This window comes from Colwellia echini (genome assembly GCF_002843355.2).
GTDB lineage: Bacteria > Pseudomonadota > Gammaproteobacteria > Enterobacterales > Alteromonadaceae > Colwellia > Colwellia echini.
The window spans coordinates 33,209-53,077 of the sequence record NZ_PJAI02000020.1; the positions used below are offsets into that span (position 1 = coordinate 33,209).

At 38.4% G+C, this 19,869-nt stretch carries 15 protein-coding genes; 5 read left to right on the forward strand and 10 right to left on the reverse strand.

Features of this window, described 5'->3' with window-relative positions; translation table 11 throughout:
• Nucleotides 1–20: 20 nt before the first annotated feature.
• The 6 genes from lpdA to ampD all read right to left on the reverse strand — a co-directional run bounded on the left by lpdA (nt 21) and on the right by ampD (nt 9,405).
• Complete coding sequence (gene lpdA / locus CWS31_RS14475) at nt 21–1,451, reverse strand: dihydrolipoyl dehydrogenase (protein ID WP_101344530.1); 1,431 nt, start codon at nt 1,449–1,451, stop codon at nt 21–23.
• Between the two features lie 138 nt (nt 1,452–1,589).
• Nucleotides 1,590–3,551: a pyruvate dehydrogenase complex dihydrolipoyllysine-residue acetyltransferase gene (aceF, locus tag CWS31_RS14480; protein ID WP_101344531.1), complete on the reverse strand. Its 1,962-nt coding sequence runs from the start codon at nt 3,549–3,551 to the stop codon at nt 1,590–1,592.
• A gap of 25 nt (nt 3,552–3,576) precedes the next feature.
• Entirely contained in the window at nt 3,577–6,252 is a 2,676-nt protein-coding gene (aceE, locus tag CWS31_RS14485) for a pyruvate dehydrogenase (acetyl-transferring), homodimeric type (RefSeq protein WP_101344532.1), read from the reverse strand.
• 164 nt (nt 6,253–6,416) lie between these two features.
• Nucleotides 6,417–7,178, reverse strand: coding sequence for a pyruvate dehydrogenase complex transcriptional repressor PdhR (gene pdhR / locus CWS31_RS14490; protein ID WP_101344533.1), 762 nt, complete (start codon nt 7,176–7,178; stop codon nt 6,417–6,419).
• A gap of 421 nt (nt 7,179–7,599) precedes the next feature.
• On the reverse strand, nt 7,600–8,631 hold the full coding sequence (gene ampE, locus CWS31_RS14495) for a beta-lactamase regulator AmpE (protein WP_101344534.1): 1,032 nt from the start codon (nt 8,629–8,631) through the stop codon (nt 7,600–7,602).
• A 165-nt stretch (nt 8,632–8,796) separates the two neighbouring features.
• A complete protein-coding gene (gene ampD, locus CWS31_RS14500; protein WP_101344535.1) occupies nt 8,797–9,405 on the reverse strand; it encodes a 1,6-anhydro-N-acetylmuramyl-L-alanine amidase AmpD in 609 nt (202 codons plus the stop codon).
• 111 nt (nt 9,406–9,516) lie between these two features.
• On the opposite strand from ampD, the gene CWS31_RS14505 reads away from it, so the two are divergent.
• Nucleotides 9,517–10,047 carry a retropepsin-like aspartic protease family protein gene (locus tag CWS31_RS14505; RefSeq protein WP_101344536.1) on the forward strand — a complete coding sequence of 177 codons (531 nt, stop codon included), beginning with the start codon at nt 9,517–9,519 and terminating at the stop codon, nt 10,045–10,047.
• Nucleotides 10,048–10,098: 51 nt separating this feature from the next.
• On the forward strand, nt 10,099–11,010 hold the full coding sequence (gene nadC / locus CWS31_RS14510) for a carboxylating nicotinate-nucleotide diphosphorylase (RefSeq protein WP_101344537.1): 912 nt from the start codon (nt 10,099–10,101) through the stop codon (nt 11,008–11,010).
• 97 nt (nt 11,011–11,107) lie between these two features.
• Here the strand turns inward: nadC and CWS31_RS14515 are convergent, their stop codons facing one another.
• Nucleotides 11,108–11,575, reverse strand: a complete 468-nt coding sequence (locus CWS31_RS14515; protein WP_101344538.1) for a hypothetical protein — start codon at nt 11,573–11,575, stop codon at nt 11,108–11,110.
• Entirely contained in the window at nt 11,575–12,729 is a 1,155-nt protein-coding gene (locus tag CWS31_RS14520) for a PepSY-associated TM helix domain-containing protein (protein ID WP_101344539.1), read from the reverse strand. Before CWS31_RS14520 ends, CWS31_RS14515 begins: the two co-directional genes overlap by 1 nt.
• 297 nt (nt 12,730–13,026) lie before the next feature.
• Between CWS31_RS14520 and CWS31_RS14525 the strand changes: the two genes are divergently transcribed.
• Nucleotides 13,027–15,165, forward strand: a complete 2,139-nt coding sequence (locus tag CWS31_RS14525; protein ID WP_101344540.1) for a TonB-dependent siderophore receptor — start codon at nt 13,027–13,029, stop codon at nt 15,163–15,165.
• A 169-nt stretch (nt 15,166–15,334) separates the two neighbouring features.
• On the opposite strand, the gene CWS31_RS14530 is transcribed toward CWS31_RS14525, so the two are convergent.
• Nucleotides 15,335–16,228, reverse strand: coding sequence for a LysR family transcriptional regulator (locus CWS31_RS14530; RefSeq protein WP_101344541.1), 894 nt, complete (start codon nt 16,226–16,228; stop codon nt 15,335–15,337).
• 115 nt (nt 16,229–16,343) lie between these two features.
• Between CWS31_RS14530 and CWS31_RS14535 the strand changes: the two genes are divergently transcribed.
• Nucleotides 16,344–17,330 (forward strand): zinc-dependent alcohol dehydrogenase family protein, encoded by a 987-nt coding sequence (locus CWS31_RS14535; RefSeq protein WP_101344542.1) that lies wholly within the window; start codon nt 16,344–16,346, stop codon nt 17,328–17,330.
• Between the two features lie 134 nt (nt 17,331–17,464).
• On the opposite strand, the gene CWS31_RS14540 is transcribed toward CWS31_RS14535, so the two are convergent.
• Entirely contained in the window at nt 17,465–18,637 is a 1,173-nt protein-coding gene (locus CWS31_RS14540; RefSeq protein ID WP_101344543.1) for an MFS transporter, read from the reverse strand.
• A gap of 145 nt (nt 18,638–18,782) precedes the next feature.
• Between CWS31_RS14540 and CWS31_RS14545 the strand changes: the two genes are divergently transcribed.
• Nucleotides 18,783–19,670 carry a LysR family transcriptional regulator gene (locus CWS31_RS14545; RefSeq protein WP_211355841.1) on the forward strand — a complete coding sequence of 296 codons (888 nt, stop codon included), beginning with the start codon at nt 18,783–18,785 and terminating at the stop codon, nt 19,668–19,670.
• Nucleotides 19,671–19,869: the final 199 nt, after the last annotated feature.

The following is a 19,869-nucleotide window of genomic DNA, read 5'->3' on the forward strand; positions in this document are numbered from 1 at the left end:
AATAAATATTTAGTTAATTATTATTTTTTCTTTACTGCTTTAGCATTTGGTAAATCAGTGATTGAACCTTCAAATACTTCTGCCGCTAAACCAATTGACTCGTTTAACGTTGGGTGAGCATGAATAGTTAATGCTAAATCTTCAGCATCAGCACCCATTTCAACCGCTAAACAAACTTCACCAAGCATTTCACCAGCGTTGATACCAACAATAGCGCCACCTAGTACACGGCCTGTTTCTTTTTCGAAAATCATCTTAGTTTTACCTTCAGTACGTGCAGAAGCAATAGCACGGCCAGAAGCAGCCCAAGGGAAGTTAGCAACTTCGATGTTTAAGCCTTGCTCTTTCGCTTCACGTTCTGTTACGCCAACCCAAGCCATTTCTGGGTCAGTATAAGCGATTGAAGGAATACAACGAGGGTCAAAAGTATGTTTCTTGCCAGCAATGTTTTCAGCAGCACAATGTGCTTCATGAACAGCTTTATGCGCAAGCATAGGTTGGCCAACAACATCACCGATAGCGAAGATATGATTAACGTTAGTACGTAACTCTTTAGAAACATTGATGAAACCACGATCGTCAACATTTACGCCAGCTTTATCAGCGTCAATTAACTTACCGTTTGGCTTACGACCAACAGCAACTAGGATCTTGTCGTAACGAACTTGACCTTCTGGTGCGTTTTTACCTTCAAAAGTAACGTATAAACCGTCATCTTTAGCGTCAACTGCAACAACTTTAGTAGACAACATGATGTTGAATTTTTTCTTGTTGTAGTTGGTGTAAATTTTAACAATATCAGCATCTGCAGCAGGTACTAATTGGTCAGCAAATTCAACTACAGAAACGTTAGAACCTAACGCGTTGTATACTGTACCCATTTCTAGGCCGATGATACCACCACCAAGTACTAACATTTCACCTGGTACGTCTTTAAGTTCAAGTGCGCCAGTTGAATCGATAACACGTGGATCTTCAGTTGGGATAAACGGTAAATCTACAACTGATGAACCAGCTGCGATAATTGCGTTATCAAACGTAATAGTTGTTTCTGCGCCGTCGTTACCTGCAACAACAATAGTTTTGTCAGAAGTAAACTTACCAAAACCGTAAACTGTGGTTACTTTACGTGCTTTAGCCATGCCGCCTAAGCCGCCAGTTAATTGGCCAACTACGCTTTCTTTCCAGCTGCGGATTTTGTCTAAATCAATTTGTGGAGCACCAAAAGTAACACCGTGACTAGCCATATCAGCTGCATCATCAATTACTTTAGCTACGTGAAGTAATGCTTTAGATGGGATACAACCCACGTTTAAACATACGCCACCAAGTGTTTCACGGCTTTCTACTAATACTACGTCTAAACCTAAATCTGCTGCACGAAATGCTGCTGAGTAACCGCCAGGGCCTGCGCCTAAAACGACTACTTGAGTTTTGATATCTTTACTCATGTGAACCTCTAATTATTCGCAATGGCTTTATAGCGACTGCGTTTTAAAATTTATTAGTTAAACCTTAATTGTAAATTAAAACTAAGGTTTACGTTTTAGCGATATTAATGACAATAGCCATTAATATCGCCGGCATTACTACAATACTAAACGACGTAAGTCAGTTAAGTTATTAGCGATTTCAGTTGAGAACGCTGCACCTTCAGCACCATCAATTACACGATGATCGTAAGATAAGCTTAACGGAACCATTAAACGTGGTTCGAATTCTTTACCATTCCACTTAGGTTTAAAGTCTGATTTAGACACACCTAAAATACCAACTTCTGGCGCATTAACGATTGGCGTAAATGCTGTACCACCAATGCCACCTAAGCTAGAAATAGTAAAAGTACCACCAGACATGTCAGCAGCTTTTAACTTACCGTCACGTGCTTTTCCAGAAATTACGATTAATTCTTGAGAAAGCTCTTCAATGCCTTTTTTGTTCACGTCTTTAATTACAGGAACAACTAAGCCACCTGGTGTCGCTACTGCGATACCAATGTTGATATATTTCTTAATGATTAAGCTAGCACCGTCTTCAGATAATGAAGAGTTCATGTTAGGGAATTTCTCTAACGCACGAGCAACGGCTTTCATTACGAATACAAGTGGCGTAATTTTCAAGCCAGTCTTCTTCTTGGCATGGAAATCATTTTGGTCTTTACGGAACGCTTCACATTCTGTGATATCGGCTTCGTCAAATTGAGTAACGTGTGGAATAGTTGCCCAGTTGCGGTGTAAGAATGGACCAGAAATCTTTTGAATACGACCTAACGGCTGTTCTTCAATTTCACCAAACTTGCTAAAATCAACCGGTTTAACAGGTACAATTTGCAGTACGTTATCACCAACAATTGCTGAACCGCCAGCCGGAGCTTTAGGTGCTGCTAATGCTGCTTTAACGTAGTTTTGTACGTCTTCTTTAGAGATACGGCCTTTACGCGCAGTACCTTTAACAAGAGTTAAATCAACACCAAATTCACGTGCGATACGACGAATTGAAGGCGAAGTGTAAACTGGACCAGACGCTTTAAAGTTGCTTGCTGGAACAGGATCCGGACGATCTTCAGTCGTAGCTATAACTTGTGCTGGAGCCGCAGCAGGCGCTGCAACTGGTGCAGGAGCAGCAGTTTCAACAACTGCGCCACCTTTAGTTTCAAGCTTGATAACAATGCTACCTTGCTTAACTTTATCACCGTTTTTAATAAATACTTCTTTAACGGTACCTGCATGCGTTGATGGAACGTCCATCGTTGCTTTGTCAGTTTCAAGGGTGATTAAACCATCTTCTTCTTCGATTTCATCACCAACACTAACTAGTACGTCGATTACGTCTACTTCACCGTCTTCACCGATATCAGGTACAGCTACTTCAATAATTTCCGGAGCAGAACTTGCCGCAGGCGCTGCAACAGGTGCAGGTGCGGCTTCAGCTGCTGGAGCTGCAACAGGTGCAGGTGCTTGAGCTGGTGTAGAGCCAGCAATTTCCAATTTAATTACAATTGAACCTTGCTTAACTTTATCACCGTTGCTGATAAGTACTTCTTTAACTGTACCGCCATGAGACGATGGAACGTCCATGGTTGCTTTATCAGTTTCAAGCGTAATTAAGCCATCTTCAGCTTCAATAACATCGCCAACCGCAACTAGTACATCGATAACTTCTACTTCGCCATCTTCACCAATATCAGGAACAGCTACTTCAATTACTTCGCTAGACGATGCAGCTGGAGCAGCAGGTGCTTCTGTAGGAGCAGGTGCCGCTTCAACTGGTGCAGGAGCCGCAGGTGCTTCTTCAGCAGCTGGCGCAGAAGCGCCCTCTGCTTGAATTTCACCAATCACGTCACCTTCTTTGATTTTGTCACCAACTTTTACTGATAAGCTTGCAAGCTTACCAGCAAATGGTGCTGGAATGTCCATTGATGCTTTATCAGTTTCAACGGTAACAATACCTTCATCAGCTTCTAATGTGTCGCCAACTGCAACACAAATTTCGATGATTTCAACTTCTTCGCCGCCAACATCAGGGACTAGAATTTTTTGAATATCAGACATTTTTAAATCCTTATCTAATCACTTATTAAGCGTAAAGTGGGTTAAGTTTATCTGTGTCGATGTTAAAACGTTTAATCGCTTCAGTTACAACACTCTTCTCAACTTCACCACGGTTTGCTAATTCAAATAATGAAGCAACAACAATGTAGCTAGCATTTACTTCGAAGTGAGTACGTAAGTTAGCACGACTATCACTACGACCGAAACCGTCAGTACCTAAACAACGATATTCAGTATTGATAAATGCACGTACTTGGTCTGAGTAACCTTTAACGTAATCAGTTGCAGAAATAGCAGGACCTTTATCAGACGTAATTACAGTGCCAATGTATGGTACTTTTTGCTCGTCTTCTGGGTGAAGCATGTTCCAACGTGTAACGTCTTGACCTTCACGTGCTAATTGGTTGAATGAAGTAACAGAGTAAACGTCACTTGAAACACCGTAGTCAGCAGATAAAATTTGCGCCGCTTCACGAACAGATTCTAGAATAGTACCAGAGCCCATTAATTGAACATTTGCTTTCGCTTTTTTCGCTTCAACAGTTTCTAACTTGTAAATACCTTTAATGATTTGCTCAGCTACGTCAGCATTCTCTGGAATTGCCGGATGCTGGTAGTTTTCGTTCATTAACGTTAAGTAGTAGAAAATGTTTTCGTTGTTACCGTACATACGACGTAAACCGTCTTGAACGATAACCGCAACTTCATAACCGTATGTTGGATCATAAGTAACACAGTTAGGAATTAAGTTAGCTTGAACATGTGAATGTCCATCTTGATGTTGTAAACCTTCACCATTTAACGTTGTACGACCAGCTGTAGCACCTAATAAGAAACCACGTGCTTGGCTATCGCCAGCTGCCCATGCTAAATCACCAACACGTTGGAAACCGAACATTGAGTAGTAAATGTAGAAAGGAATCGTTGTAGCGTCACAAGTTGAGTAAGACGTACCAGAAGCAACCCATGAAGCCATTGCACCTAATTCGTTAATACCTTCTTGTAATACTTGACCTTTTTTATCTTCACGGTAGTAAGCAACCTGGTCAGCATCTTGAGGAACATATTTTTGTCCTTCATGAGCATAAATACCTACTTGACGGAATAAACCTTCCATACCGAAAGTACGCGCTTCATCAGGAATGATTGGCACAATACGCTTACCAATTTTCTTGTCTTTTAATAACGCGTTTAATACACGAACAAATGTCATTGTTGAAGAAACTTGACGGTCACCAGAACCTTTCAAGATAGCGTCGAATACTGATAATTCAGGTACTTCAACTGGCTCTTCAGCTTGAACACGACGAGCAGGTAATGAACCACCTAATGCTTCACGACGTGCCATCATGTATTTGTATTCTTGGCTGTCTTCTGCAAACTTGTAGTAAGGTAAGTCAGCAATATCTTTGTCAGATACTGGAATGTTAAAACGATCACGGTAGTACTTGATTGATTCAACGTCCATTTTCTTAACGTTATGTGCGATGTTTAATGCTTCACCAGAAGCACCTAAACCAAAACCTTTAACTGTTTTAGCAAGGATTACCGTAGGGCGACCTTTAGTTTCCATGGCTTTTTTGTACGCCGCGTGAACTTTAATTGGGTCATGACCACCACGGTTTAAACGGTAGATTTCTTCGTCTGACATGTTAGCTACTAATGCAGCAGTTTCAGGGTACTTACCAAAGAAATGCTCACGCGTGTATGCGCCGCCTTTAGCTTTACAGTTTTGATATTCACCATCAACAGTTTCGTTCATAAGTTGTAATAACTTACCAGAAGTATCTTTAGCAATTAGTGCATCCCAGTAACGACCCCAGATAACTTTAACCACTTCCCAGCCTGCGCCGCGGAATGTGCCTTCAAGTTCTTGGATGATTTTACCGTTACCACGAACAGGACCATCAAGACGTTGTAAGTTACAGTTAACAACGAAACATAAGTTATCTAAACCTTCACGCGTTGCTAAACCAATAGCACCTAATGATTCTGGCTCATCAGTTTCACCGTCACCTAAGTAACAGTAAACACGTTGGCCTGAACAGTCTTTAATACCACGATCTGTTAAGTACTTAAGGAAACGTGCAGTGTAAATAGCTTGTAATGGACCTAAGCCCATAGAAACTGTTGGGAACTGCCAGAAATCTTTCATTAAGTGTGGGTGTGGGTATGAAGATAAACCTTTACCATCACATTCTTGACGGAAACCGTTCATTTGCTCTTCAGTTAAACGACCTTCAACAAAAGCGCGCGAGTATATACCCGGAGAAATATGACCTTGAGAGAAAACTAAATCGCCACCGTCTTTTTCTGTTGCCGCTTTAAAGATATGGTTAAATGCCACGTCATAAAGTGTAGAAGAAGATGCAAAAGAACCGATATGACCACCAAGCTCTAAATCTTTCTTAGAAGCACGTAAAACTAATACTAATGCGTTCCAACGAATCGCAGCACGAATGCGTGATTCTAATGCTTGGTCAGCAGGCATGTAAGGTTCATCGCCAGCAGGGATAGTGTTTACATAAGCAGTTTTTGCATCAAATGGTAAATGTGTACCACTACGACGTGCATTATCAATTAATTGCTCTAATAAGAAATGAGCACGTTCTGGACCTTCGTTTTCCAGAACCGATTGCATTGACTCGATCCACTCTTGAGTTTCTGTTGAGTCAATATCGATATTTGGTATATCTGACATATTGTATAGTCTCCGATATTTTTGTGATTTTAAAAATGTTTAAAAATTAATGTTTAATTTTCTTGTTAACTTAATATTTAAGTTGATGTTCTAACTAATATTTACTGTGTTTAACTTTGATTTAATCTTACTTTCTTACGCTGTGCACATTGTGCATAATTCATTTACATTCGTCTCATGGAGCGTTCCACGCGACTATTTTCTTGAGTCAACTTAAGTAGCACTTCTTCAATAAAGGCTAAGTGACGATGACTCGCTCCCCACGCTTTTTGCGGTTGCCCGCTAATAATCGCATTGAGTAAACTTTTTCTATAATCAGTAATCTTGCTAAATATATCAGGGCGTTTCGCCAATACTGTTAAATTTTGTTTTATATTATCAACTAGTAAAGTAGACATGCTACGAGCAAGTTGCAATATCACTGCATTATGCGAAGCCGCGCAAATAGCTAAATGAAAATCAACTACGGCTTCGGCTTCGGCGGTTAGGTTTTCTTCTAATTGACTGGTGCCAATTTCATCATGCTTAAATTGAATTTCTTTAAAATCTGCTGGTGTCCCACGCATCGCAGCATAGTACGACGCCATTCCTTCAATGCCATGACGAAATTCTAATAAATCAAATTGTGATTCATTACTATTCGACATTAACTCGAACAACGGATCTGAAAAGCCGTTGAGTAAATTATTACAAACAAAGGTACCACCACCTTGTTTGCGGGTAACCAAACCTTTTGCTTCGAGCTTTTGAATAGCTTCACGTAACGAAGGTCTTGATACTTCAAACTGTAAAGCTAACTCTCGTTCAGGCAATAATTTTTCGCCTGGCTGCAAGCTACCTTCAATAATCATTGTTTCAAGTTGTACTAAAATAATATCAGCTAACTTCTGAGGCTTAACTCGCCCTGTGCTTTTTGATACATTCATTATTTAGTTGTCGTTTCGTTAGTGTTCATAAAGGTCAGATAATTCAGTATTTATATAGCTTAACAAGGTAATTGAATATTTAATCAAAGCCTAAATTAAACCAAAAACACTTGGTAAATTGGTAAGACCTTTGTTTTTACGGGTATTAAAATAACAAAAAAGCCTAGTTTTGACAAGTGAATTTAGTTCATGAGCTCGATTTAAGCAAGATCTTATCCTACTGAAACAAGCGGCCTCCATTCAAACAGCTGTTTACTTTTAACCCATAATAACTAAAAATTCAGCACGTATTATGTTGAATTTAGCATTGTTTATATGAAGCCTTTATTAATAATAAATTAATAATTAATGAAGGTTTCATATACAGTTAAAATGAGTACGCTCTAAAAGAAGGAGTAACTTTTAAATTAGCCTAAACAGGTTAATTAAGATAACCCGTCAGGGTTAACAGTGAAATAACGGCAAGTACTAATAAAACATTACGTTTAGCCAATCTCACTAATAAGCATGGCTCTGCTGTGCAATCTTTATCATTAAGCATAATATCTTCTGATTTTTCCGCGACATCAATTAATATTTGATGAGTAGGCTTGCTACTATCAAACAAGTTTTCTAACCACACTGGCATGGCTTTAGAGAAGTGCCCTACTAACATATAGCCAAAAGAAGCGATACGGACCGGTAACCAATCAAGCCAGAAAAGTACGTCATAATGATTATGGCAACCCGTAGTAATATTTGGCACCACGTTACTTTGATGAATTGGAGCATCAACTGATTCAGTAGATGTATTTTGCTCACTAACACTTGTCTCATCTGCCTGTGTAAATGTTTCATCGTCAGAATTTGTATCTGCTTGGTTGACGTCGCTGTCTAACTCGCTACTTGATAATTTATCATTTTGTGAAGCCATAACTGCAGCTTCTGCTTTATTTGCATTCGCAATACATTGCTCTTTTTTATGTTCAATCACGCTTGTCAGTAAACGATAAAACACTGCGCCTGCAGCACCAAAAACAGTAAAAAATAACATAATAGCAATATAATAACGGTAGTTTAGCCAAATTAGTGCTTGACCAAAGCCCATTTGCGGTAGGTTTTTATCCGATAATAACTGTTGATGATACATTTCAGCGGTGGACTCTTCATCATGCGAAGCAGACTTTAGATAATTTTTATAACTATTACGTGTGGTTGTACAACCGAAGCAGATAATAAGTATAACGGTAGAGAGTATTAACTCAATCAAGCTATTATCTATTAACGTTAAGGCTAAAAACGTAATTATTACTGGAAGTAGAATAAATACAACACTCGCTACAGTGCCATGTTTAGCGGTGAAATTTTTACCAAAAAGGTGTAAGTATTTTTGATAGTAAACATTAAATTGCCACGCAGTGCCTGACAATGAACGTTCTGCCATAATGGCAATTAACAAACTTAGTAAACTCATGTTATTTTCGATTCCTTATCGATGTTTTATACCAATCCCATTAAATATGTGAACATTTATACTTGTTAAAATACTCAACTACGTCATTATTTAATAATTAGAACAACTAATTATAAAATAAATGCCTTGTATTTGGTTGTTTTTCCTACGTATAAAATAGACCACCTACTTAATGGAACTGGTATTATTTAACTGTTGACGAAAATATTGCCAATCAAAGATCTTACCGGGATCGGTTTTTCTCAGCGGAGCAATATCACAATGGCCAACAATATTCGCCATAGTAATAGCCGGATATTCATTTTGCAAACAATGTGTTAACGCGATTAACTGTTGATACTGACTATCCGTATATGGAATGTCATCAGTGCCCTCTAGCTCGATACCAATGGAATAATCATTACAACGCTCTCGGCCTTGAAAAGAAGAAACTCCTGCATGCCATGCTTTATCCAAAAACGACACATACTGAGTAATACTACCATCACGACGAATTAAACAATGCGCTGACACTTCTACACCAACTAAATCATTAAAACTATCATGCGCGGTACAATCGAGTTTGCCAAGAAATAAATCATTAATAAATTGCCCACCAAAAATACCTGCAGGCAGTGAAATGTTATGTACCACTAATAAGTAAATTTCTTCCCCACATTCACGAGACGTGAAAAATGGAGAAGGTAAAAGCTCGATACTCGCTTGTTGTACTAACCAGCCAGACTCGATTGAAAAATTATTTACAGATAAAGTTACAGCTGTATTTGAAGACATAGTTAAAGGCTCAATTTATATATTCAATGTAAAATAAGGTTACACTTTGCTCTTTCTTGCTTGTGATAGAAGACATACAATACTAAGCTATTTAATCAAAGATTCCTTAGTATGACCGAAGTTGACCCAACAAACAAAATAGGAAAAACATTCGTTTGGCTAGCATGGATAATTGCCTTAGCGTTACTGGTGTTCGTCTTTCAAGATGCGCTAGATGAACAGTATAATCCGAATAGCCAGCCAGAAATACGTCTAACCGACTTAGGACAAGCTGAAGTTATATTACAGCAAAACAGACAAGGTCATTATGTAGCTCGCGGCACTATCAATAATGAAAGCGTAACATTCCTGTTAGATACTGGCGCAACTCAGGTTTCAATACCCGCACATATTGCTGATAAATTAGGACTAGTTGGCCAAGGTAATTACCGCGTTCAAACAGCTAACGGTAGTGTTACGGTTTATAAAACAGAGATTGGACAATTGAGCTTAGGCAATATTTTCCTTTATAATGTTCCCGCTCATATCAATCCGGCGATGAAATCAGACGAAATACTTTTAGGCATGAGTGCCTTAAAGCAAGTAGACTTTACCCAAACGGGTAAAAAATTAATCTTACGCGAACAGCGAAATACCTATTAAACCAGTTTTAAATTAACGTTAACAGGTCAATAGGTATAACAGGAAAAAAACATGCTTAATGCACAACTTAAAAAAATACAGCCAGATATACGTAAAACAATTGCTTGGTCACTTAGCGAAGACTTAGGCGCTACTGATGGCGCCACACCACAAGCAAGCCAAGATATTACCGCCATGCTGATCCCTGAAAATGAGCAAGCTGTAGCAACAGTAATTACCCGCGAAGAATGTATAATTTGTGGCATAGCTTGGGTGAATGAAGTTTTCAAACAACTTGATGCGTCTGTTAATGCAACGAAAAAAAAATCGGAAGAGCCTTATGCCACAAAAATTACTTGGTTTGTAAATGACGGTGAATTAGCACCCGCTAACACCACTTTATTTGAGTTAGAAGGCAATGCTCGTATTTTATTAACAGGTGAGCGGGTCGCATTAAATTTTTTACAAACGCTTTCTGGCACAGCCACTTTAACTAGCGCTTACGTTAAAGAGCTTGAGGGTAGCGAAACCAAGCTGTTAGATACCCGTAAAACATTACCTGGTATTCGTAGTGCACAAAAATATGCTGTGTTATGTGGTGGCGGACAAAATCACCGAATAGGTTTATTTGATGCCTTTCTAATTAAAGAGAATCATATTACGGCTTGTGGTGGAATTGCCAATGCGGTAAGTACGGCAAAAACCAATCACAGTGATAAAATAGTTGAAGTTGAAGTTGAATCACTTGACGAATTACAGGAAGCTCTTACTGCGGGCGCTGATATTATCATGTTAGATAACTTTAGCCCTGAAATGATAGAGCAAGCGGTTACCGCTACGCGTGGTAAAGCTAAGTTAGAAGTATCAGGCAACATGACTTTAGAAACCTTACAAGAATACGCTAAAGCTGGGGTTGATTTTATATCTAGTGGGGCGTTAACCAAACACGTACAGGCTATTGATTTATCAATGCGGTTTAAGTAAAAACAGCCAAGACTTAAATAAAAGTAAAGTAGACTTAAACAAAAAACGCCTTGAGATTAATTAATCTCAAGGCGTTTTTATTCAATAACCTAAACTGTTAAAGCAATAGTTCTTTAGGTAAATCCCAGCTGGTGATTAACTGCTCACCTTGCCAATTTTCAATCGTTAACCATAACCTATCACTAGCTTGCAATACTTGCGGGCTAATAGCATGTGCTTCTTGCCCATGTTGACTACCGTGTAATATACCATCATCACCCATAGCTAACTTTTCTAGTGATAATGCCGTCGGCCCTATATTCACATAACCTTGACGTATTGTTTTAACATCACCTTTATTGATGATAAAAAAGAAGTCTTTCGTATACACATCGTGATGAAGATATGGTGCGTCCAAATTAAAAGGCATTGGAGTTATCTCAAATGAACCTATTTGCTTAGGCGCCCAAGTATCAGGAAAAACAGGGGTTAGTGATTGATATAAAAAGTAAATAGACAGCAATAACACCAAGCCATTAAGTTTATATTTATAGCGCTGCCATAAGGTATTTTTAACTCTAGCCATTATTTAATCTCCTTAGACTTAGGCTCAAGCTCAGAGTCGACACTTTTAGCCGCTTTTACCGTCCGACTACCCCACATTAAAAATCCGGTAATAGACATGCCGGTCAGTAATACCCCAAATAAAAACCAAATAGCTTTAGTCCAAAGTCCGCCGATATTACCGTAATGCAAGGGATCAGCTATATGCGACAGCGTTTGCAGCGGCGTCATATCATCTGGCTGTCTTGTGCTTTCAATTACACCTGTCCATGGGTTGATAATCACGCCATACGAATGTTCATCATAGAATGTAAAATCACCTTTACCATATAACTTGTAGGTATCACGTGTATGCTCTGGCAACATAATATAGGTGCCTTTAAAATCAGGGAATTTATTTTTAGCAATGACTAACGCCTCTGATAAAGAAATATCAGCAACAGGGATATCAACACTGTTTATCGGTAGTTGTTGGGCAGAAACTAAAGGCGCATGCGCTTCAAGATCGACATCATTATGCCAAAGAATCGCCTGAACTAAATACCATAAACCAGTCAAACTCATTAACAGTAAAAACCAAAGCGACCACACGCCTGCTAAACGATGTAAGTCAGACAGTAATGTTTTCTTACCTTGGTTCAAACGAAGTTTAGGCTGGGTAAAAGCTCGCCAAAAGTTCTTATAAATAACCAAGCCAGTGACTAATGCACCTAGCATTGCAATAGCCATAGCACAGACAATATAATAGCCAATACTGTAATTACTCTCCCAAGGGAATAACAACCAACTGTGCAAACCGCGCATAAAATTAATAAAGGTCATTCCCTCATTAATCGCTTGTATCTCACCTGTATATTGATTGACATAAGCAATTGCAAAAGGTTTATCACTGTCAGTAAAAATAACGGCATTTACAAGGTAAGGTTCAAAGGTTACGACTGTAGAAATACTCGCAGTAGGATGTGCTTGCTGCACAATATCGACCAACTCTGCAGATGATTTTTCTATTAATTGTTGCGGATTATTCGCACGTGAATCTGGGTTCGTCAGCCAAGTTAATTCATGGCTAACTACAGCAATAGTTCCAGTTAAACAGACAAAACAAAATATTATCCAAACTGGTAATGAAAACCAGCCGTGTAGTTGAAACCAAAAACGATTACTAAGTTTTGCCATGGGTTATCCGAATAATATGAAAAGATGCAGCATAAGAGCTGCGCATAATATTACTTATGATAATGATTATCAATAACAACCATGATTGAAATTGTTATGTTATTGTTTTTATTTAACATCCTTATAATAGAACATAGGTACAATTAATTAAAAATAACACCTAATTAAGGTAAGCCATTTTTATTATCTTACAAAAAACACAAATGATAACCATTGTCATTTACATTGCACATTTGTTCTGTATAATCCTCTTCAAAATATCGTTACACCTCATTTTATTAAGTATTAAGGGTAATCATGAAACTAACACGCGCTTTCGCCTTGTCTTCTTTAGTATTAGCAATGGGATTTCCTGCCTATGCGCAGCAAAATTCGTCTGAAAATACCGCCGAGAATACTGCTGAAAATACACAAAACGAAGCAGAGAAAATCACTATTGTTGGGGTCCGTCAAGACCGAGTTAGTAAAGGTGCCACTGGTTTTACCATGGAACTTAATGAAACCCCTCAATCTATTAGTGTGGTTTCTGCTGAAGAAATAGAAAACTATGCAGCACACAGTTTAAATGACGCACTTCGCTTAGCCCCAGGTATTAATGTAGAAGAATGGGAAACTAACCGTACTAACTACACATCACGTGGTTTTGAAATTAAAAGTACTCAAATTGATGGTATTGGTTTACCTAATGATTGGGGCATTGTAACCGGTGCAATGGAAAGTTATGGTTATGAAGAAATTGAAGTAATTCGCGGCGCTAATGGCCAATTAACGGGTGTAGGTAATTCTGCAGGCACAATTAATTACGTAAGAAAGCGTCCTAAAAATGAAAATGCCGGCGAAGTTCAGGTATCTTTAGGCTCATTTGATTTTAAAAGACTAGAAGCTGATTACTCTGTTTTATTAACAGAAAGTGGCAGCTGGGCGGCTAGGTTTGTTGTAGCAACTGAAGATTCAAATTCTTACCTTGACGGTTTATCTAACGACCGTACTTATTTTTACGGTGTTGTTGACGGTCAATTAACAGATAACTCGACGCTTGCTGCTGGGTATTCATATCAAGATGCGAATACCGATGGCAACATGTGGGGTGGCTTAGTTTTTAACTACACCGACGGCACACAAGCTGAGTGGGAAACAAGTGCGACTACCGCACAAGACTGGACCATGTGGGATACCATTAATAGCACTGCTTTTATTGAATATGCTTATATATTCAATAATGACTGGGAATTAAAGGCGACTTACAACCACCAAAGTTTTGAAGATGAAAGTAAGTTATTTTATGCATCAGGTGCTATCGACAAAGACACAGGTTTAGGTCTAAATGGCTGGCCTGGTAGATACGACACTGATTATACGGCTGATATTCTTGATATTACCACAACAGGCGAATTTACTTTATTTGATAGATCACATGAGCTGATTTTTGGTGCTAGCCAAGCAAAAAGTGAAAGAGCTGAATATCAACACCCTTTTGATTATGCAACAACACCAGCATTTGGCCCAACACCAGCGTTTCCTTATGCCTTAAATGTAATAGAAGAACCTGAATGGGCCGATAGAAATGAATATTCAACTACCGATATTACCTTAACGCGCGTTTTCGGTTCAGCTAAATTAAACGCATCTGATGATTTGTTCTTTATTGTTGGCTTTAACGCGATTGATTTCATTCGTGATGGCGTAAACAAAACCGTGGCAAGTGATGGCACTGTCAATGCTGTTGATATTTATAATAAAGAAAAGGAAATAAGTCCTTACGCGGGTGTTACTTATACTATTTCAGAGCATGTTAATGCTTATTTAAATTATTCTGATATATACCAACCTCAAGATGAATATGATGAGCAGGGTGAATTTTTAGCGCCAACCAAAGGCGTTAACTATGAAGCAGGTATAAAAACCCAATGGTTAGATAATAACTTATTTGCAAATTTTGCCATTTTTACAGCCGAGCAAGAAGGCTTAGCAAATTATGCGGGTTCAACACCAGACGGCACTTGGTTTTATGATGGTATAAATGTTGAATCACAAGGTTTTGAAGTGGAGGTAACCGGCACAATAGCGGATAACATTGGCGTGTTATTTTCTTATACTTACTTAAATATTGAAGGCCAAGATGGTGAAAAAGAGCATCAATGGGCTCCAAAAGACAGCATCAACTTCTCAATTGATTATACATTTCCGCAACTTGAAACAGTTAAAGTTGGCTTAGGTGGTTTATGGCAGTCAAAAACTGTTAATACCGATTATAACGTTGAACAAGGTGCCTACGCGATAGTTAATGCTTTTGCTCGTTGGGATATTTCGGAGCAATTTTCAGTACAAGCTAATATTAATAACCTAACCGATACCAAATATATTAATAGTTTATATGTTGTCGGTTATTACGGCGCTCCTATCAATGGCAGTATTAGTGCAAGTTATAGTTTTTAAGACAACGCCAGACCAATAACGCAATAAAAGTAACGATAAGCCCCTTGAACAGCCTACTGTTCAAGGGGCTTTTTATTAATTGGAAAATAACATGCAGATCATAAGCTTAGAACTATCATAAAGAGTTTTATCATTGAGTAGCAACTCCACTCTATATTCACGTTTATTACTACTGGTCCCAGTAAGGAGAATTTCCAAAGTGATTTGCAAAATAATCAATAAAGGCTCTTACCTTTGGCGCTAATAATCGCGAACTAGGATAAACAGCCCAAATATCGGTATTCGATACTAATGGAAAGTCCTTTAAAATATGGAGCAATTTACCGCTATTAAGCTCTTGATAAGCACTCCAGCTTGAGTTCACTGTAATTCCTAAACCATTTACACAAGCATCACGAATGGCCTCACCATTATCTGTCCTAAAACTTCCTTTTACTTTGACTTTCTTTTGGCCTGTTGGCGTATCGAATACCCAATTATCAAGCCCCATCAAAGTAATGCATTGATGATGAATTAACTCATCAGGATCTTTAGGTTCGCCATATTTGGCTATGTATTCAGGAGAAGCACACAACCTTCGAGAATCAGTCGCCAACTTTTTAGCAATTAAACTAGAATCTTTAAGTGCAGAATTACGTATAGCGATATCAAAGCCGCCATCGACTAAATCGATGATCGTATCTGATAATTTTAAGTCGACAGTTAGATCGGGATAACGAGCAAAGAATCCATTTAACGCTGGAAGTAAGTGCATTCGACCAAAAGAAGCAGGGGCAGCAATACGCAATATTCCTCTCGGCGATGAACTACCTGCACCTATTGACGCACGAGCTGCTTCAACACTTTCCAGTACATTTTCGGCATGTGGTAAAAAAGCGATGCCTTCTTCCGTTAACGAAACCTTTCGCGTAGTACGATGAATTAAACGAACACCAAGTGCATCTTCTAGTTTATTGAGATGTGCGCTAGATACTGCTGGCGACAAGTCTAACTCTTGTCCAGCTACGCTAATATTTTGCGTGCTAGCAACTCTAACAAATAATTTAAGGTGTTCAATATTCATTATTTAAAACCCAAATTATCAACATAAACTATAAAGTGATTGTTTATTTTGCTCTATTATCAATTTAATTACCAGTGTATATACTTACTTCATCAACTAATGGAGGTAAATAAAAATGAAAGCAATGATATTAAACCAATATGGAAGCGAAGATCTTTTTGAAGTAGCTGATATAGCAAAGCCGCAAGTGAAAGAAGGGCACGTTTTAATAAAAGTGATTGCTACGAGCATAAACACAGTAGATACCATGATAAGAGCAATGGGAGATGCACTTCCACTTTCTCCTGCGTTGCCCGCTTTATTAGGAATGGACTTTGCCGGTATTATTGAAGAAGCTGGAGAAGGTGTTACGGATTACGAAGTAGGTGATGAAGTTTACGGCTGTGCTGGTGGATTGGCAGATCTTCAAGGAACATTGGCAGAATATATGGTTGCTGATGCAAAACTAATCGCGGCTAAACCAAAAAATTTGACGATGCGTGAAGCCGCAGCTTTACCATTAGTTGCTATTACTGCTTATGAAGGTTTAATTAGAGCAGGTATTAGTAAAGGCCAGAAAGTTTTAGTACATGGCGGCTCTGGTGGTGTTGGTCATGTTGCATTGCAATTGGCTCGTTACTTTGGTGCAGAGGTTTACTCAACTGGCGGTGGCGATAAACAAATAGCATTAATCGAACAACTTGGTGCCCAAGGAATTAACTATAAAGCCGAAACGGTCAGTGATTATGTCGCTAAACATACAAATGGCGAAGGTTTTGATATTGTTTTTGACTCTGTTGGTGGCGAAAACATGACAAATTCTTTTGAAGCCGCAGTACTTAACGGTCATGTAATATCTACTACCTCGATGTTAAAAATAGATCTAACTACGGTACATTTTAAAGGCTTATCTTTACATGTAGTCTTTATGTTAATTCCTATGCTTTATAATCACAAACGTGAACAACATGCGCACATTTTACGTGAATTAAGTAAAATTGTTGAAGCAGGCGGTTTGACTCCAGTATTAGATGAGCAAAGCTTCTCGTTAGAAGAAGTTGGTAAAGCGCATGCTCGTTTATCAAGTGGTTTAGGTATGGGTAAAGTGGTTGTTGATATATAAAAACAACAAATTATATTTACCCGTTATCATTCAAAGTGCGGGATTTCATTGGGAATTAAACCACTACAATATGATGTCAGCAACGCTGTTTTGATAAATCAAAACAGCGTTTCAAGTTTAGGCTATAGCTTTAACTAATTTATGAACTCCTCCTTTCGATCTAAACTCCCACTAAAACGGGTTATAATAAGTGCAATTAAAACAACAACAGCGCCAACCCAAGGAGTATTCATTAAACCATGCTCCTCAACAATCATCCCGCCTCCCCATGATCCTATTGCAATACCTACATTAAAAGCAGCTATATTTAAACCTGATGCTACATCTACCGCATCAGGTGTATATTTTTCAGCCAACTTTACAATATAAACTTGCAAGCCTGGTACGTTGCCAAAAGCAAACGCTCCCCACACTAAAATCGTGATTACTGCTGCAATAGGGTTATAAGCCGTAAAATTCAACATTAATAATATTGTAGCTAGGCCTGAAAAAATGATTGTTAATGCTTTAATAGGACCAAAATTATCTGCCATTTTTCCACCCCATATGTTTCCGATAGCAACGGAAATACCATACACTAAGAGTATTAAACCTACCGAACTAGATTCAAAACCACTAATCTCATTGAGAATTGGTGCTAAATAAGTAAAAGCAATAAAAGTCCCACCGTAGCCAACCGCAGTAATTGCATAAACGAGTAACAACCTTGGGTGTGTTAACACTTTAAATTGTGACGCAAGGCTTGTTGGTTTGGCTTGTTTTAAATTGTTTGGCACGAGTATAGCGCTCCCAATCATAGCTAATAAGCCTAAAATAGATACCGTTAGAAAGGTAGCTTCCCAGCCAAACGTTTGACCTATATAGGTGCCTAATGGTACTCCTGTTACTAAAGCGACAGTTAATCCTGTGAACATAATTGCAATAGCACTTGCTCCCTTCTCTTTGGGTACCACACCTGTCGCTATTGTTGAGCCTATGGAGAAGAACACACCGTGCGCTAACCCGGTGAGTATTCTCGCTACTATCAATGCTTCAAAGCTAGGCGCTTGCCAAGCTACTAGGTTACCAAGAACAAATAAGCCCATAACGGACAATAAAACGTGCTTTCTATTCCACTTACTTGTAAAAGCAGTTAGAACAGGTGCCCCTATTGCGACTCCTAGTGCGTACAAGCTAACTAATAAGCCTGCCGAAGGAATTGATATATTAAGGTCTTGTGCCATAGTTGGAAGTAATCCAACAATCACAAACTCGGTTGTTCCTATAGCAAAGGCGCTGAGCGCTAATGCAAGTAATGCTAATGGCATCATAATCTCCAATATAAATAAATCAGTGTGAAGTTAGCGAGTTAAATAAATCCCTACTTCTGTTTGGTGACGCAATTATTACCTGTTAAACTTTTGTGATAAACAGAGTTATTTACAAAACACTATTGTAATAAATGAGGTTAATTTGAATTTAAAAACAAGATCAGATGATTTAGAGCTTTTATTAGCTGTCATTGAGTTTGGAGGGTTTTCCGCTGCCGCAGACGCATTGAATATTCAAGTGGCCCGTATATCACGTTCTGTAACGAAAATAGAAAAAGATATTGGCACAGCTATTTTAATTCGAACTACTAGACGGGTTATGTTGACAGATGAAGGTAAAAAATTTATTGATGCTGTAAGTATTGGACTTCAGCATATTAAAAATGCAGAAGCAGATATAACCGCTCAAGGGGAAATCCTTCAAGGAAAGTTACGAATTGACGCTGTTAGCCCATTTATATTTCACCAAATAGCGCCTCATATAAATGTCTTTAACAAAGCTTACCCTAATATAGAAATTGAACTTAACTCGAATGAAGGAATAGTCGATTTAATTGAAAAACGTACCGATGTTGCAATTAGAATAGGGAAGTTAGAGGATTCTACATTACATGCTAAAATTTTAGGAAAAAGCTCTCTTTTTATTGTTGCATCTCCTCAATATATAGAACAAAACGGTTTACCTAAAAACCCAACGGAATTGAAAAATCACACATTAATCGGTTTTTCAAATATAAAAGCCCTTAATAAATGGCCGATTAGGGGGGTAGATACAATCACACCTACAATAACGGCCAGTAATGGCGAAACAATCCGTCAATTAGCTTTATCAGGAAGTGGTATCACTTGCTTGTCTGGTTTTATGGTTAAGCAAGATATCGAGTCAGGTAAACTGATTTCATTAATAAATTCATATACGATACAAGGTACAGATAGGGAGTTGGTGAATGCTGTATATTATAAATCTTCAGCAGCCTCTAAAAAGGTAAAAGCATTTATAGACTTCATCAAACCCAAATTAACATTATGATTTATGTTGGTTTGGGTTGGTAACGAAAGAGTGACAGTTTTATTTAAAGATCGAGTGACCGCGGTGGTAGCAGTCCTGGATACTAATGGCTGATTAAACTGACAATAAATATTGGTAAATATTGGGACAGCCATAAACATTGATTAATTCGCATCTCCTTACCATGGTTAAATAATCACCAAGTAAAAATTATAACTGA